The organism is Candidatus Saganbacteria bacterium (genome assembly GCA_026387835.1).
GTDB lineage: Bacteria > Margulisbacteria > WOR-1 > JAKLHX01 > JAKLHX01 > JAPLKZ01.
Map to the genome: position 1 here is coordinate 146,379 of JAPLKZ010000010.1, position 16,236 is coordinate 162,614.

14 protein-coding genes are annotated in these 16,236 nt (G+C 46.6%); 7 read left to right on the forward strand and 7 right to left on the reverse strand.

Annotated features, from left to right (window positions below):
• From NTZ10_04780 to NTZ10_04805, 6 genes are all read right to left on the reverse strand, one after another.
• Positions 1-300, reverse strand: a 300-nt coding sequence (locus NTZ10_04780) for a hypothetical protein (GenBank protein MCX5749537.1), incomplete at its 3' end; no start/stop codon positions are given.
• A 12-nt stretch (positions 301-312) separates the two neighbouring features.
• Entirely contained in the window at positions 313-2,859 is a 2,547-nt protein-coding gene (locus NTZ10_04785; GenBank protein MCX5749538.1) for a hypothetical protein, read from the reverse strand.
• Positions 2,860-2,918: 59 nt separating this feature from the next.
• The gene (locus tag NTZ10_04790; GenBank protein MCX5749539.1) at positions 2,919-3,401 is read right to left on the reverse strand and encodes a hypothetical protein; all 483 of its coding nucleotides are present in this window, start codon (positions 3,399-3,401) and stop codon (positions 2,919-2,921) included.
• Position 3,402: 1 nt separating this feature from the next.
• Positions 3,403-3,537 carry a hypothetical protein gene (locus NTZ10_04795; protein ID MCX5749540.1) on the reverse strand — a complete coding sequence of 45 codons (135 nt, stop codon included), beginning with the start codon at positions 3,535-3,537 and terminating at the stop codon, positions 3,403-3,405.
• A 381-nt stretch (positions 3,538-3,918) separates the two neighbouring features.
• Positions 3,919-5,724 carry a hypothetical protein gene (locus tag NTZ10_04800; protein MCX5749541.1) on the reverse strand — a complete coding sequence of 602 codons (1,806 nt, stop codon included), beginning with the start codon at positions 5,722-5,724 and terminating at the stop codon, positions 3,919-3,921.
• A 229-nt stretch (positions 5,725-5,953) separates the two neighbouring features.
• Positions 5,954-7,501 (reverse strand): sodium-dependent transporter, encoded by a 1,548-nt coding sequence (locus tag NTZ10_04805; GenBank protein MCX5749542.1) that lies wholly within the window; start codon positions 7,499-7,501, stop codon positions 5,954-5,956.
• Positions 7,502-7,581: 80 nt separating this feature from the next.
• On the opposite strand from NTZ10_04805, the gene NTZ10_04810 reads away from it, so the two are divergent.
• A complete protein-coding gene (locus NTZ10_04810) occupies positions 7,582-8,472 on the forward strand; it encodes a phosphatidylglycerol lysyltransferase domain-containing protein (protein ID MCX5749543.1) in 891 nt (296 codons plus the stop codon).
• Positions 8,473-8,499: 27 nt separating this feature from the next.
• Positions 8,500-9,375 (forward strand): ATP phosphoribosyltransferase, encoded by an 876-nt coding sequence (gene hisG, locus NTZ10_04815; GenBank protein ID MCX5749544.1) that lies wholly within the window; start codon positions 8,500-8,502, stop codon positions 9,373-9,375.
• Here hisG and NTZ10_04820 read toward each other — a convergent pair.
• A complete protein-coding gene (locus NTZ10_04820) occupies positions 9,372-11,420 on the reverse strand; it encodes a polysaccharide deacetylase family protein (GenBank protein ID MCX5749545.1) in 2,049 nt (682 codons plus the stop codon). The genes hisG and NTZ10_04820 overlap by 4 nt on opposite strands.
• A 72-nt stretch (positions 11,421-11,492) precedes the next feature.
• Here NTZ10_04820 and ssb point away from each other — a divergent pair, with 72 nt between their 5' ends.
• The 5 genes from ssb to polX all read left to right on the forward strand — a co-directional run bounded on the left by ssb (position 11,493) and on the right by polX (position 16,233).
• A complete protein-coding gene (gene ssb / locus NTZ10_04825) occupies positions 11,493-11,894 on the forward strand; it encodes a single-stranded DNA-binding protein (GenBank protein ID MCX5749546.1) in 402 nt (133 codons plus the stop codon).
• Between the two features lie 95 nt (positions 11,895-11,989).
• Positions 11,990-12,871 carry an LCP family protein gene (locus NTZ10_04830; protein ID MCX5749547.1) on the forward strand — a complete coding sequence of 294 codons (882 nt, stop codon included), beginning with the start codon at positions 11,990-11,992 and terminating at the stop codon, positions 12,869-12,871.
• Positions 12,872-12,897: 26 nt separating this feature from the next.
• On the forward strand, positions 12,898-14,022 hold the full coding sequence (locus NTZ10_04835) for a site-2 protease family protein (protein ID MCX5749548.1): 1,125 nt from the start codon (positions 12,898-12,900) through the stop codon (positions 14,020-14,022).
• A gap of 12 nt (positions 14,023-14,034) precedes the next feature.
• Complete coding sequence (locus tag NTZ10_04840) at positions 14,035-14,541, forward strand: DJ-1/PfpI family protein (protein MCX5749549.1); 507 nt, start codon at positions 14,035-14,037, stop codon at positions 14,539-14,541.
• Positions 14,542-16,233: a DNA polymerase/3'-5' exonuclease PolX gene (polX, locus tag NTZ10_04845; GenBank protein MCX5749550.1), complete on the forward strand. Its 1,692-nt coding sequence runs from the start codon at positions 14,542-14,544 to the stop codon at positions 16,231-16,233.
• Positions 16,234-16,236 lie beyond the last annotated feature (3 nt).

Genomic DNA, 16,236 nt, shown 5'->3' on the forward strand with positions numbered 1-16,236 from the left:
GTCTTTGATCTTGATCTCCGCACCGAGCTCTTTAAGTATGTAATACAGTATCAGCCTTGCTCCCGCCTCGTCCGCGCTCCGCCCAGATATTTTATCCTTGTCTCCTGCCAGCAGTATCGCGCAGGCTTTTTCATAGTCCATCTTTCTCAGCTCTTCGGCGGGGATCTTTGTCCTGATCTGCCTTAAAAGTATTTTGTACGCTTGGATCTCCTGCTGGGTAAAAAGCGGCTTGCCCTGCTCTGTGCTGCCGGTTGCTGCCGGAGCTTGTGAATTATTAACCGCAGCTGCCTGCTGTGCCATTTTCAGCTCCTATCAGTCGACGTTTACTCCGAGCTTTGCAGCATATTTCTTTCCTGGATCTGTGAGCTGACCTCTCTTGGCTATTTCTTGAAGTATTGCTCTATAATCACTTAATGTTTTGTCTTCGCTCTTTAATTCTTCAAGGACCGCCGTTGCGGACGACTCGGCATTTTCATCAGTTAATTGATCTGTTGTTATTTTAACGAACTTATTTCTTTTAATTACTAGCATTTTTGCAAATGTTGTCCCGCTCTCATCTTTCAGCATCTTGTCGGCAATTGCCTTAGAACCTTTATCTCCTTCTTTAGCAGCTCCTGCTTGTGGAGCACCCGCACCTGCAGCGGGTGGCATCACTACGGCCGGACCTGTTGCCGGTTTCTGTTGCGTGCCACTTTTTGCCACATCACTGGCTGTTTTCTTATTTTTGTTTGCTCTTTCCAGCAATACCTTTGGCGGCAATTTTTGCGTGAAATCAAATGCCGAATATCCCCTTACTCCTTCAGCCTCATCTTTTGCGGAATATTCTTTCACTTTTTCAGCCATCCATTCTTTCACCATCTTGTCCTTTTCATATTCGCTGACAGTTATATATCTTGGGGCAGGGCTTTCAAATGTTGCTTCAACTATCATTTTGTCATCGGCAGACAGGCTCTTTTTCTCGGCTGTCTTTGTTACTTTATACAGATAACCTCCGTTTGTGCCATGCAACTCAAACTTTACATTTTCAGATGAAACCGATTGCTGCTTGAATATTTCCCCAAGCAACTGTCTTGGCGTTGAATCATCCTCTATGCATTTCCCGCTCGCATTTACAATAAAGTATCTTTCGCCCTGTTTTATGATTGTTTTTTTAGGGGCCTTCTCCATTCTTTCCCCCGTATCACTCAGGGTCTCAGCGTTATATTCTTCAAGGACAACTTCAACCGTCTCCCTCTCATATTTCCCCTTCTTGATTCTTTCGTCAACTTTTGCTTCCGAGAACCTTTCGCTGTCAATAGCATATAATTTCCCAAATACATCGACGGGCTTTGTCCTGTCATCGCTCGGACTGATCAGTCCCTCTTTTACCGTTATCTGGCTCTCAATAAATTTGTTATTTATTAACTTCTTTATCAGATCCGGCAAGCTGCAAGTGCTGTTGTCCGCACTATAAGTTTGTCCGTTTAATTTGGAAATATTACTGTTTGTTTTTATTTCGCCTTCAGTACGGGTCGCGATCTGTTTTGCCGCATCTCCTTCCATTTCATATCCAAACGCTCTGACTTCTCCCGCCTTCTTGCTTTCTTTCCCTTTATCGTCCTTCTTTTGTATTTCAACCTTTTTATCCAATACTTTTTTGAGCCACGCTTGTAAACTTTTCCCCGCTTCAGGCCCCACATCTTCTGTCTTCAGCACCGGCAGCTCATCACTTTTCTTGATACCAAAATAACCTTCGATGAACTTGCTGTCGAGGTCTTTGCCAAAATATGACGCGAACACAAAACCTTTGAGGACAGATTGTTTTTGTTTAATATCGGCTAGATCGCTATAACTCTTTGCAGTGGTGTAATATGTCCGCGCAATAGGATCGAGCATGCTTCCAAGTCCTGCTGTTGAAACATTTGATGTTGTTCCAAATGCCCAGCTTCTGATCGCATCGGCATTGTTTATTTGGGCAAGCGTTAAACTCCCGATAGTATCATGGCATTTTTTTATTGCGGCCACATCTGCCACAGTAAGCTCCCTGAAGGTCACCCCGGATTCGTTCCACTGCTTTGCGGTCGAAAGATATAATTCGCTCATATTGCCGGACGTTCTTCCGGACATATTAACGAACCATTGCACCCTTGCCCAGAATATCTGGAGTTCGTCCAGGGTGATTATTCCGTCAGCATTTCCGCCATTAAGGTTTACCATATCGATAAGCCTGCCTAAGTCTGCATTTTTGAATTCTATTCCAAGATTTTTTAGATCGGCTATTTTTATTCCTTTAGAAATATCTAAGTCCTGCTTCTGTTTATTTCCGTTGATAATGATTTCGATCTTACCACCGTTCACTTTCAATTCGGTTTTAGTTATGGTTTTCCCTAGTAATTTAGGCTTTGTTGTAGTAAACTCGGCTCCATTTCCTTTTTTCGTACCACCAATCGTTTCAAATAATTTGATCAACGCTTCATCCGTGCTAAGTGTGCTGTTGGCCGCAGTTAATGGCTTTGGTTCTGCAATGGGTTTATCGGCCGGTTTCGGTCCTGATTTCGGTGCCGGTACTGGTTTGGGGTTCTCCGTTGTTGACGTAGGTGTTGCTACAGGGTTTGGTGTTGGACCAGATATTTGAACCTCACCATTAACTACTTTAATTGGCACTCCTTTTTTTATTGCTTCTTCAATACCTCTATTGATCTCCGCTTGGCTGAATGTTTTATTGTTATCAGTATCTTTAATGAATGCTCTTGCTCTTTCCAAAACACTTGGAATAGCTTTGAGCTCTTTGTTGCCTTTTACATCTACAATATTTTGTTGATCCACTTTTAGTTTCGCTTTTGCACCACCGACTGTTATTTCAAAATCTATACTTGCCATTTTACTCTCCCCCTTTCGTATTTCCTGATCTGTATTTGTTCATTTTTATAACCTTTCTCCTAGTTCATATTCAGCTCGTACTCAATCTCCATTTCCTGCGAATCGGAAAGCCCTAAGCCTGAATCCACATATTCTGAGCCGTAAGCCGTAAGCTGTAAGCCGTAAGCATTTGAGGAATCATGTATCCTCACGGTATTTGTCATATCCATGCCTTTGTTTAGATCCAAAGCATAAAGCTCATAATTTAAAACGGAATTCATTGTTTTCATCTCTGAGCTCAAAATACTGCCAAAACTCTTTTGAATGCTGCATCTTGGATCCAGGATTTCCCCGCCTCCAGCGGGTCCATCCCCCTCTATGTATATATCGTCAATTTTTGGCTCAAATCCCATGGTTTCTTTAATGCAAAACTTGCCGTTATGCTGGCTTTTTATCTCGCGCTCCAGTATATGCTCAAAATCGCTGTAACTCGGCTCTCCTGCCCTTGCCGGGGTATTTTCCCGCTTTAAGTCTTCTTCCTCGTGTCCGATGTTTTCGCACATATTACACCTCTTTCCTATGGCCCATTTTAGACAGCTGCCTGCAGCTGTTAAGAAGCACATTAGAAGGGGTGACAAGCCTGTTGTTGATTGCCACCCCATGTAATATGCTTCCACTCAACTTTGTCATATTGTTCATTGAATTCCGCCCCCTGCTTGTCCCGCGAAGCTGCGGAGCATGGCGACGGAGCGAAGCGGGATAAAAGGCCATAAAAATACCGGAGCCCCCAAATAAAACATCTGAGGGTCCGGTTATACAAAAAAAAAAAAAAAATAATTCAAGTCCAACAGGCAAGTCCTTGATCATTTTCTTTCCTTATACAAAAATATCGAATCCAACAGGCCTGCCTGCAGCAGGCAGGCAAACCTTCGATAACTGACGCTCTTTGACGTTCTATATTTCTATCGGGTTTTGGGGGTCCAAACTTGCATGGGAAAAGGGGGTTGCGGTCCGCGGTTCGTAGTCAGCGGATGGCAGCTGTTTTGACCCGCCTGCCATCCGCTCGGCTATAAACTGTGCTTATTTTGCCGTATCTATATCGATCCGGTTTGATATATCGAATTCGTCGTTATTTATAAGGTAAATCGTGTATTTTTTACCCGGTTCCAGTTTCGAAACACCTATTGTCCCGTCTTTATCATTCACGTTTACGACTGTGGTATTTACAACGGCGTTGTCCGTCACTATCTTAACGCTATATTTGGCCCTCTCTTTGGGAGCCGCGAAATTGATCACGGCAGAATCTCTGGTGATCTTATTTTTAAGATACCCCAAAGTACCGGTCCTATTCGTGATAGCGCCGGCAGGAATAACGACCGGGCTTGCTTCCGGTTTTGGCGCCGGAGGGGGAGCATTTTTTTTTGCCAGGGCCGCAGCTTGTTCCGCCTTTTTCCTGGTATCCGCTATTTTCGCTTCATCTTTCGCTTTTTTTGCGGCATCCGCTGCTTTTTGCGCCAGGAGCGCAGCTTGTTCCGCCTTCTTTTTGTCAGCAATTTTTTTTGCCGCATCCGCTGCTTTTTTTGCCGCATCCTCCGCTATTTTTGCGGCATCGTTTGCTTTAATTCTCTCTGAAATAATCTTTATGCCGCCTTCCGCAGCGTTCTTTTCCTCTTCCGTAGTCAGATACCCGGATCTAGCGAGCTCTACGACCAAAGGCAGGATCTTTTTATCCTTGTTCTCGTCGAGTTCCTCGGAATTCAGGACCGCTTCCAGCTTCTTATTATTTGCATCAAGCTTTGCCTGTATTTGAGCCGCTTTTGTTAATTCCGACTGGGCTACCTGTTCTTTTTTGCCGGTTTCATTCAGATCTTTATTTAGTTTTTCAAATATCTCCGATATACATCCCATAATATTTGGCGCAAACCTTTTTGCGTTTTCATAAGGCATTCTGGTACTTTCAAACCATTTGGATTTTAGTTCATAGAACCTTGCATTTAATACCTGATCTGCCTGTTTCTGGATATCATCACTTATCCTTTTCACGTTCGCGATAACTTCCTTTTTAAGACCAACAAGCTCCTGGATATTTTTAGCAGCGTGCACTTTTTCTGATATTCCGGTGACAAATGCTTTCATAAGATCCGCCTTGTCCGGCCAACATTTTGTGAGGTCTACATAAACCGATAGCTTCGCAATTAAGTCCCTTTTTGCCGTCTCAAGAAGTTTTGCGTTTGATGCGGCATTTTCGGCTTTTACCTGCTCGAGATTTATTTCCGCTTTTTCTGCCTTGTCTGAGGCAGCATTTGCCGCATCTTCAAAAAGCCTCGTTTCATCATACCGGTTGATGATTATTTCAAGTTTTTTTCCGTCTTCTGTCACGCGACATACTCTGTTTAATCTTTCAATGGTTACCTGCGGATCTTTTTTATTCTTTTCCGATTCTTCAACGATCCATTCCATAAAACTCGGACAATGTACGCTCCGGCCTTTTAATATTACGTCGGTGGCCGGCCTTCCGGAAGATGTCAGATAAGGCATTAATTCCGACAACTGCAATTTCCCGTCTCCGTTTCGGTCCGGCACCCTTAGCGTTCTACTGATAAATATTTGAGGCACCTTTTCGCCATTTTCGCCATTTGACCTGATAATTACATTTGTCGATTTTTTGATGGTTACCTGCGGATCTTTTTGGGTCATTTCCGGTTGTTCAACGGTACAGTCTGTAATGCCCAGCTTAACCTTATGACTTTTTAATATCAAATCAATAACCGGCCTGTCGCAAGGAGACTTCAGATCGGGCATTATTTCCCGCAATTGTATTTTCCCGTCTTTGTTTAGATCCGGCACCGATAGTCCTCTACTGATAGTAACCTCTATGTCTGCCATTAAAAAATACCTCCTGTAACAGTAAATACCCCTCTAATTATCTATCGTCGGTTTTGTATGCGAATTTCACGCGGTCATCCGGCGAAAGGGGCTGATCGGGAACCGGGAGGATCATCGAATTTATCTTACAGCTCTTCTTCCTTCTCCGTGAAAACTTTGTAGAAGCAGAAAAGCGTCAGGCCGATGATGGCGGCCCACGAGGCGGTCAGAAATATCCAGCCGTAAAAGTTCATCGGTTTCCCCTCTTTTTCCAGGCGGTCCTGACAAGTAATGCCAGCCCGATGAAAAGCGCGACAAGCCCGGCCCTTGTCCATAGGACATATGGCACGTTCGCGGGACTTATATCCTTCATTGTCATCACAGAGATCCCCTGCTGGAACAGCCATGATGTTAGGATCGCGATAAGGAACAGCGGGGTGACATATTTTATGATCCATTTATAAATTTTCGGGATCTGCAGCTGCGCGCCGTGATGTATCTCGTCCCAGGCTTTATCTATCCCGAATACCCACGCGAACAGCACCGCCTCGATAGTGCCGAACAGGACAAGGCAGAACGTGCCTCCCCAAAAATCCAGTTCGTCGACCACTCCGTTCCCCAAAAAGAATATCGCCGGCTGGCAGAGAAGGAATGAGGTCACGGATACGATGAGCGCGGCTTTTTTCCTGTCAAAGCCGAAATCATCTTTGACAAATGCGACCGCGGGCTCGATAAGCGATACGGATGATGTTATCCCCGCAAGGAAAAGCAAGCTAAACCATAGGAAAGCAAAGAACGCGCCGAGCGATATTTTTGAAAAGATTAAAGGCATAGTCACAAACCCGAGATTATAGGCCCCGCTGGAAGCGATGTCCTTTACGCCTGCCGGACCGAAGAACATAAAAGCGAGCGGAATGACTATGCTCCCACCGAGTATCACCTCGGCAAATTCGTTCGTCGCCGCCGCGGAAAGCCCCGACAGCGCGACATCGTCCCCCCTTTTCAGGTAGCTCGCGTAGGTCAGGATCACGCCTATTCCCACGCTCAAAGTGAAAAAGATCTGTCCCGCGGCCGCAAGCCAGGTCTTCGCGTTAAGCAGGGCGCTGAAATCCGGGTTCCACAAATACCCGAGCCCGTTGATGACGTTAAGTTCCGGATGCGACATGTCTGGAGCGCCGAGCGTCAGGACCCTGACAACGATCACTATCGCCGCGATAAAAAGGGCCGGCATCGCTATCTTGCAAAGAAGCTCGATACCTTTTGAGACGCCGCGGTAAATGATCCACATGTTGATGGCAAAGGTCATTAAAAAGAAAATATATGCGTCTTTTATTCCGCAAAAATATTGGTTTGACGCGAGCCCCTGATAGCCGGACAAGAACTGCGCCATGTGGGCCTTATCGTGGATGGATGTAAGTACTCCGGTCAGCGAATAGAACGCGTACCCAAGCAGCCAGGACTCTATATAAGTGTAATAAATAAAGATCACGAGCGGTCCGAATATCCCTATCACGCCAAAATATTTGACGAAGCGGTTTTCCCACAGCCGGTTAAACATCCCCGGCGCCGTCGAATGGCCATGGACCCCGCCGAAACGGCCTATCGCCCACTCTATCCACATCAGGGGGATCCCCAGCAGTACCAGCGAGATAAAATACGGGATCATGAACGCGCCGCCGCCGTTGTTTGCCGCCTGTACCGGGAACCTTAAAAAGTTCCCAAGGCCGACCACTGAACCCGCGACAGCCATTATTATGCCGATCTTTGATCCCCATGCGTCTTTTTTTGTCTCCGCCATTTGTAAATATGTTAAATGGAAAAAACGCCCGGGTCAAGATGCCTGCCGGCCCGCCATCCGATATGCTAAAATATTTTCCAATGGATATTCCGCAGTTCCCCGGCTTTAAGCCCCTTAAAAAAGAAGACAAGCCCGTCTTTGAAGAGTATTATTCCAAAAGGCCCCTGGAGATGTCCGATTATACTTTCACGAATTTCTTCATCTGGCGCCTTGCGGATAACACAGAGCTCACGCTCGTGAACGGCAATCTTTGCGCTTATGTCACCGCCCCCGACAGAAAACGCTATTTCATGATGCCGCTCGGGGAGAACAAAATGGAAGACACGCTTATGAAATGCCTTTCAACGGGGACTGCCGTGATAAGAACCAATAAATATTTTGTTGACAGATACATAAGGAAAAATCCCGCTTTCAAGGCGGAGGAAGACCGCGACAATTTTGACTACATATATTTGGCAAAAGACCTTATGGAGCTTAAAGGGAAAAAATACGACGGCAAAAGGAACCATATCAACAGTTTTCTGAAATCCGGTTCTTTTGAATATGAAGACATGGACAGCGTCCATATCGGGGAATGCATCGCGCTTAACGAAAAATGGTGCCTCGGGAAAAAAAGAGAATCGGAAGAGTTCCCGAATATCGAGTGTGAAGGAGCGGTCGTAAAAGAAGCCCTGCTCAACTTCAAATTCCTCGGTCTGAAGGGAGGGGTCATAAAGATCAACGGCAGGATAAAGGCTTTCAGCCTCGGGGAGAGGCTGAACGATGACACGGCCGCTATTCACATAGAAAAAGCAGACCCGGCCATCAGGGGATTGTCGCAATTGATAAACAGGGAATTCGCACGGAACGCGTGGAGTTCCTTTACATTTATAAACCGCGAGCAGGACATGGGGCACGCGGGGCTTCGCAAGGCCAAGCTCAGTTATCACCCTGTGAAGATGGTAAGCAAGTTCAATATTACCCTGATGTGATAAAATAACCTATAAAGGAGACAATCAATGGCAAACAAATTAAAACTCGGCCTTCCGAAAGGAAGCCTTCAGGATTCCACTTTCGGGCTTTTTGAAAAAGCGGGATACAAGATAAGGGTATCGGCAAGGTCATACTTTCCTACGATAGATGATGAAGAAATAGAGGTTATGCTCATCAGGGCGCAGGAAATGGCTCGTTATGTGGAAAGCAGGGTGATCGATTGCGGCCTGACAGGTACCGACTGGACGGTCGAGAGCGGCTGCAAGGTGGAAAAGATAAAGGACCTGATCTACGCGAAACAGGGACTGAGGAAAGTGAAATGGGTGCTCGCTGTCCCGAAAGGATCCCCGATCAAAAGCGCAAAAGACCTGCAGGGTAAAAGAGTAGCAACGGAACTTGTAAATGTCACGAAAGAATATTTAAAAAAGAACGGCGTGGACGCTTCGGTAGAATTCTCATGGGGAGCGACCGAGGCAAAACCGCCGGAGCTGGCGGATGCCATCGTCGAGCTTACTGAGACAGGGAGTTCCCTGCGCGCGAACAATCTTGAGATCATCGATACCGTCCTTGAATCAAATACTATATTCATCGCGAACCAGGACGCTTTAAAAGATAACTGGAAAAAACAGAAGATAACAAACATACTGATGCTGCTTGAAGGCGCGCTGAACGCACAGACCCTTGTCGGGCTCAAGATGAACGTTCAAAAGAACGGGCTTGACGCCGTTTTGGGGGTCCTGCCGGCCCTGAAAAATCCGACAATAGCGCAACTGAGCGACCAGAACTGGGTAGATGTCGACACTATCATCGAAGAAAAGATAGTCCGCGATATCATCCCGAAACTGAAAGCCGCAGGGGCTGAAGGGATAGTCGAGTATCCGCTGAACAAGGTTATTTATTAGTTCTTAAAGTGCCGGAGCGCTGAGTAAGTGATCGAGTATTTGTTCCCGGCGTTCCACACGAGGAAACTCCTTATTTTCAGATCGTCCAAAGCTTTTTTCTGCATAAGCACATAGTTCTCGCTGAAGTTCTTCACCCTCCAGTCAAAACCCTGGATCCACGGGACAAGTTTTGCATCGGCCCCTTCGATCAGCTTAAGCGATTTTTCACACCCGCGTTTAATAAAGAGATAGGGTTCGTCCACCGGGTTCTGATATCCGTCAAACCCTCTGTCAAAATGCGAGGGGTAAAGCATCGGACTGACCACAAAGACATACTTTGCCATCTCCCCTATCCTCTGGCCGGTTATTGAAATATCCATATCCTTGAGCCAGGCCATGACGCCAAAAATGTCTATCGCTATGGAAACATTGTATGGTTCAAGCCTTTCGTAAGCTTCCTTTAAAAATCTTTCGACCGCGTAGTATTTTTCCTTGTCACGCGGGACCGCAATATTGCTCACGCTGCCTTTTTCGGGAAATCTAATATAGTCGAACTGGACTTCGTCCGCGCCCATCTTTGCCGCCGCTTCCGCGAGGTCGATGTTATATTTTCTGACCTCTTCTGAAAAAGGATCGACCCAGTTGACCCCGTCATTTTCTGTCCAGACGTTTCCTGTTTTGCTCTTCAGGGCGAGATCAGGCCTTTTTTTTGCGAGTAGCCTGTCTTTGAACACCGCGATCCTTACGGAGACCCTTATCCCGTTATCGTGCATTTTCTTTAAGACTTGTTTAAAGTCCTTGATGAATATCCTGTCCAGAGCTCCTATCTTTTTGGCAAGAGGCACTTCGACCGGGGTCCCGATAACTCCTTCTATGTCCTTCAGGTCGATGACAACGGTGTTTAGCCCTGTCTTTTTATAATTTTCTATAAGTTCATCCAGGCGGTTTTCAATTCCCGCACTGTGAAAAGTATAATAGACCCCTTTATCGGATGTTCTTATTCTGTTCATCCTGTCTTTTTTGGAAGAGATCCTTGATTCTTTCACAAATTTATCGCCGTCATAGATTTTGATCTTCATTCCCGCTTTTAGCGCGGTCTTATCCAGGAGTTTTTCGTCTTTTTGCTGAAAGGTTATTGTGTTCGGGTCTCCATCGCTGACGTAAAACTCCCGGGTATGCTTTTTCATGTAGGAGATCCATTTATCAAGTTCTACATCGCTTGCCTGGATCCTTTGCACCATTGCCGGATCAAAATCGGTGCGGAAAGGAGGGGTCGCCGGGGACCAGCCTACAAGGAACGCGACTTTGTAATGATAGGTTATCCCTCCGTAAGTACCGTCCTGCAGGAGCCATCTTCCTCTTTTTGGCAAAATGCCGAAAGGCAGGGCAACTGAAGAAGCTTCATGAGAAGGTATTGCCTCATAGATCTTTGCCTGCAACAGCGCGATCTCCTTCTTTATGCCGTTAAAATCGAGGTCCGAAAGTTTCGCGTGGGTCAAAGTGTGATTGCCGATCTCCCTTCCGGTCCTGACAAGATATTTCAGCTTCTCTTTCCAGAGCGATGGGCATTCTTTCTGATAAAAAGGCCGGGAATTTATGAAAAATGTCGCGGCCCTGCCGAAATCCGAATGCTTCCTGCAGAACTCGTCAAGTATACCTACGGCGCAGTCCGGATCGATCTTGGGAATACCGCCGCTGCCCTCGACTGTCGAACCTTTCACAATAAGAAACCTGAATTGTGTGGGGTGTCCGTCGTCAAATGTCATGACAAGCGGCTTTCTTCCTTCAGGAACTTTGACACGGCTGTTGTTGAAAAGGTCGTTGATACTTACAAGACAGAAGCCTTCGGCATAAAATTTTTCAAGGTCTTTCCTGAAATTGGCCGCGGACCTTATCCACTCGCCTTTTCCGTCTTCGATCCTGTGATATTCGACGACGAATATCCTGCCGAGCTCATTATAAGGCCCTTTTACGACCAGGGGCGAAGGCCCTGTCGCCTTCTGGCATGAAGACAACAAAATGCCCGTAAAAAATAAAGCTGAAAATATTAAAAGGCGGGGACGCATCGTAAGGGTATTATAGCAGATTAATGCGGCGGGCAAATTGCTCATGTTCCATCCAAAAGGAGGTGATAATGAATGGCAGGACTTAACAGGATGATACTGACCGGCAATCTGACGCGTGATCCCGAGATCAGGTTCACAAAGAACGAAGTGCCTGTAGCGCATTTTACCGTCGCGGTGAACGGCATCCCGAGGAACGGGGAAAAAGGTGATGTCAATTTCTTTAATTGTGTCGCATGGAGAGGCCTCGCAAATATTTGCGGAGAATATCTCAAAAAAGGGAGCTCCGTCGCGATAGAAGGTAAGCTCCGGATAAAGGCTTACGAAAGCAAAGGCGTCAAGAAACAGGCGACCGAGATCTGGGTAGACAATATGATGATGCTGGATAAAAAGTTCCTGAAAGCCGCAAAGGATAATACTGCGGAGGAATCCGAAGAAGCCGAAGGAGCGGAAAATGAGCTTGTAAGTACCTCTTAGATCCTTTCCTTAATGAGGGCCTTGGGTGTTGAAAAATCCGACACCGGGGCCCTTCCCTCCTTGAAAATATTTATGGCATCGCCTATTATGTTTTTATGCGGAAAAAGCAGCAAATAGATCTTTTGCGGATAATCGCCCTTCTTTTGATATTTCTGATGATGATCTATGCCTGGCTCTTCATTTTTATGCCGAGAAGCATACCTCACGCCCTGATGTTATTTGTCCCGGGGTCAAAATTGAACATCATACTGATCGGCAAGGATCATTCTTACGATGAATTCCATAATATGGTTAAAAACAGCCGGTCCGATACATTGATCCTGGCCCAGATAAACCCTTTTATCAATAAAATAACCCTTGTTTCAATACCGCGGGATTCGTTCGTCGATATCCCGGGATACGGGTCCCGCAAGATCAATGAAGCATATTTGAACGGAAAAGAAGACCTTGTGAAAACGACCGTCAAACAGCTTATCGGCATCGATATTCACGGCTATATGACGGTAGATACAAAGGGCTTCGTCTCCGTTGTCGACAGCCTCGGGGGATTAGTTTTCTATGTCGAAAAAAATATGCGCTACGACGATAACTGGGGAGGTCTGCATATCGACCTGAAAAAAGGAAAACAAAGGCTTTCAGGAAAACAGCTTGAAGGATACGTGAGGTTCAGGCACGACAGCGAAGGCGATATCGCCAGGGTCAGGCGGCAACAGGCCTCTCTTAAGCAGATATTTAAGAAACTGTCTTCGCCGGCGGCGCTTGTAAGGCTGCCGTGGATCATTCCTTCCGTAAAGGCTTCGATCGAAACGGACATCTCATTTACCGGCCTTTTGCGTATAGCCAATTTTGCCCGCAGTATCGAACCAAGCGATATAAGGATATTCACCCTGCCGGGACATATCAAAGACGGCGATCCTCACTGGTATATCGATCCTGAAATGACAAGAGGACTCTTTTTAGAAAACAAGATACTCTGATTTGCAATATGATATAATTTTCACAAATGAGATCCGCCATAAAAGTAGGCACGCTTATCGGCATCCCAATAGAGATAAATTATTCGTGGCTCCTGATATTCGGGCTCGTCACTTGGACCCTTGCCACACTCCATTTTCCATACCGCGTGCCGGGACTTCCGCCTCTCCATTATTGGATAGCCTCCGTCATCGCGGCATTCCTGCTGTTCGTCTCTTTGCTTCTGCACGAGCTCGCACATTCATATATAGCGCAGAAGAAAGGCCTGGCCATAAAAAAGATAACCCTTTTTATTTTTGGCGGGGTCGCGCAGATGGAAAGTGAGCCGGAACTGCCAAACATCGAATTCCAAATGGCGCTTGCGGGGCCTTTTTTCAGTCTGTCAATGGCCGCTTTTTCATTCGTATTGATGAGCATTTTAACCGCTATGGGGATAAGCGGTCTTTCGGTTGAAACATTTAGATATCTTTGGTGGATGAACGTTACTATAGCTGTCTTCAACATGATACCGGGATTCCCGCTTGACGGCGGCCGCGTCCTCAGGGCGGTGATATGGCATTTCAACGGGAACCTCAGGGACGCGACAAGAATAGCCACGATATTCGGAAAACTTTTCTCGTTCGCCTTCATGATGACCGGACTTTTCTTTCTTTATATGATGCAGTTCGTCACCGGTATCTGGTTCATCGTTATAGGGCTTTTCCTGCACGAGGCGGCCGAGCTCTGCTACCAGCAGCTGATACTGAAAAAAGCCCTCCTGGGCGTCCCGGTCAGGGACGTGATGGTCGCGGATGTAATAACCGTCCATCCCGAACTCACGATCGACAGGCTGATAAGGGATTATTTTTATAAACACCGCCACATGGGATTTCCGGTCGTCGAGAACGGCAAACTTTTAGGTCTGATCACACTGCAGGATGTCGGACAGATACCGGACGACCGGAAACCTTTGACAAAAGTCAGGGATCTGACTGTCCCCGCCAAACAGGAGCTTTTGATATGCCCGGAACATGACGCGCTTGAAGCTCTGCTTAAAGTCACCAAGTCAGGCCTCGGAAAACTCCTTGTGGTCGAGAACGGCCGGTTGCTCGGCATAATCGCCCAGACAGACCTTGTAAAGCTATTTGAGATAAAGACCCATCTTTGCAGATAGGAGCAGCCGCAAGTGAAAAAAGCCGTGCTGGTGATCGCACATGAAGCTTTCAGGGACGAAGAATATTTCCATCCTAAAGAGATACTTGAAAAGAACGGCATCTTCGTTAGGACTGTTTCCGCAAAAAAAGGCGCCTGCCTTGGAAAATTGGGCGCAAAGGCTGAGTGCGACATGGCCCTCTCCGAGACTAAAGCATCTGATTTTGACGGAATATTTTTTATAGGAGGACCTGGAGCTTATGATTTTTTCGAAGATAAGACAGCGCACGGCCTACTGACAGATGCGGTATCTCTTGGGAAAGTCGTCGGCGGGATCTGCGCGGGAGCGGCTGTCCTGGCGCACGCGGGAATATTAAAAGGAAAAAAGGCGACTTCTTTCTCGGGAGTAAGACAGGACCTTGAAAAATACGGTGCTCATTACACGGCTGCAAGTGTGGAGGTCGACGGAAAGGTGATCACTGCCGACGGGCCGCAGTCGGCAAAGCAGTTCGGCGAAGCGATCGTAAAAGCTCTGGCTTAAATGGACAACCAGCAGATAGCAAAATATTTCTACGACATCGCGAAACTTCTCGAGATAAAGGACGAGAACCCCTTCAGGATACGTTCCTATCAAAAGGCCGCGCAGACGATCGAGGCTTATCCCGAGAGTATCGAGGACATTTACAACTCCGGCGGGATAGAGGAGCTCAAAAAGATTACGGGCATCGGCGACAGCATCTCCCATAAGATCGGGGAAACAATAGAACGCGGGCATCCAAAGATCATAGATGAACTGTTCAAGGAAGAACCGAAAGGCCTTCTGGGTATCATGGACATCCAGGGCATCGGCCCGAAGTTCACCAAGATGGTCTATAAAGAACTCGGGATCAGGAATGTAAACGATCTTGAAAAAGCCGCGAAAAGCGGCAAGCTCCGGGGTCTTCCCGGAGTGGAAAAAAAGAGGATCGAAAATATCATCAAAGGCATTGATTCGTATAAAACAAGGGCCTCAAAGCATTATATCGGCGATGTCCTGCCTTTTGCTAAGGAGATCGAAAGCATCCTTAAAAGATCGAGGTGCGTCAAGAAGATACTTATATGCGGAAGCCTCCGCAGGATGAAAGAGAACATCGGAGATATAGATATTCTTGCGACCTCTGATGACAGGAAAGCGGTGATGGATGTCTTCACAAAACTCCCGCAAGTCAGGGATATCGTCGCGAAAGGCGATACAAAATCATCGGTCAGCCTGAAGAACGGCATGGACAGCGATCTGCGTGTGGTCGATGAGGAAAGTTTCGGGGCGGCATCTAATTATTTTACGGGATCAAAACAGCATAATATCAAAATGAGGCATGCCGCAATAAAAAAAGGCCTGAAGCTTAACGAGTACGGCGTCTTCAAAGGCAAGAGATGCGTTGCAGGAAGAAGCGAGGGCGAAGTCTTCAAAGCCCTGGGAATGCAGTTCATCCCGCCAGAGATAAGAGAGGACAGCGGAGAAGTGGAGCTAGCGCAAAAAAGGAAGCTCCCGACACTGATAGAACTTTCAGATATAAAAGGCGATTTTCATGTCCACTCAAATTACAGCGACGGCTCGGACACCATAGAAGAGATAGCTAAGGCCGCAAAAAAACTTGGGTATGAGTTCATCACGATCTCTGACCATTCGAAGTCCACAAAGATAGCCGGTGGCCTGACCGAAAAAGAGCTTCTAAAACAGATGGGGGAGATCGACCGTTTGAACAGGAAGATAAAAGGCATCAGGATACTGAAAGGCTCCGAAGTTGATATTTTACCTGACGGGTCCCTTGATTTTGACGATGAAATACTTAAAAAGCTTGATGTCGTGGTAGCTTCGGTCCATTCAAGGTTCGGCATGGGCGAAGACGAGATGACGGGCAGGATTATTAAGGCGATGGAAAATAAATTCGTCACTATCATCGGCCATCCGACGGGAAGGCTGCTCAGCAGGCGTGACCCGTATAAATTGGATATTGACAGGCTTGCCGCTGCAGCAAAAAAATACGGAAAGGCGCTTGAGCTCAACTGCTATCCCGACCGGCTTGACCTGAGCGACATCAACTGCCGTCTTGCAAAAGAAAAGGACGTGAAGATAGCGATAGGTACTGATTCACATTCTGCCGTTCAGTTGTCTCATATGGAATTAGGCATCGGTATCGCGAGAAGAGGATGGCTGGGAAAAAAGGACGTATTAAACTGCCGGACTTATTAAAGA

Coding starts and splice junctions, on each gene's coding strand:
- NTZ10_04785 (MCX5749538.1), bottom strand. CDS start 2,859: ATGGCAAGTATAGATTTTGAAATAACAGTCGGTGGTGCAAAAGCGAAA.
- NTZ10_04790 (MCX5749539.1), bottom strand. CDS start 3,401: ATGTGCGAAAACATCGGACACGAGGAAGAAGACTTAAAGCGGGAAAAT.
- NTZ10_04795 (MCX5749540.1), bottom strand. CDS start 3,537: ATGAACAATATGACAAAGTTGAGTGGAAGCATATTACATGGGGTGGCA.
- NTZ10_04800 (MCX5749541.1), bottom strand. CDS start 5,724: ATGGCAGACATAGAGGTTACTATCAGTAGAGGACTATCGGTGCCGGAT.
- NTZ10_04805 (MCX5749542.1), bottom strand. CDS start 7,501: ATGGCGGAGACAAAAAAAGACGCATGGGGATCAAAGATCGGCATAATA.
- NTZ10_04810 (MCX5749543.1), top strand. CDS start 7,582: ATGGATATTCCGCAGTTCCCCGGCTTTAAGCCCCTTAAAAAAGAAGAC.
- hisG (MCX5749544.1), top strand. CDS start 8,500: ATGGCAAACAAATTAAAACTCGGCCTTCCGAAAGGAAGCCTTCAGGAT.
- NTZ10_04820 (MCX5749545.1), bottom strand. CDS start 11,420: ATGCGTCCCCGCCTTTTAATATTTTCAGCTTTATTTTTTACGGGCATT.
- ssb (MCX5749546.1), top strand. CDS start 11,493: ATGGCAGGACTTAACAGGATGATACTGACCGGCAATCTGACGCGTGAT.
- NTZ10_04830 (MCX5749547.1), top strand. CDS start 11,990: ATGCGGAAAAAGCAGCAAATAGATCTTTTGCGGATAATCGCCCTTCTT.
- NTZ10_04835 (MCX5749548.1), top strand. CDS start 12,898: ATGAGATCCGCCATAAAAGTAGGCACGCTTATCGGCATCCCAATAGAG.
- polX (MCX5749550.1), top strand. CDS start 14,542: ATGGACAACCAGCAGATAGCAAAATATTTCTACGACATCGCGAAACTT.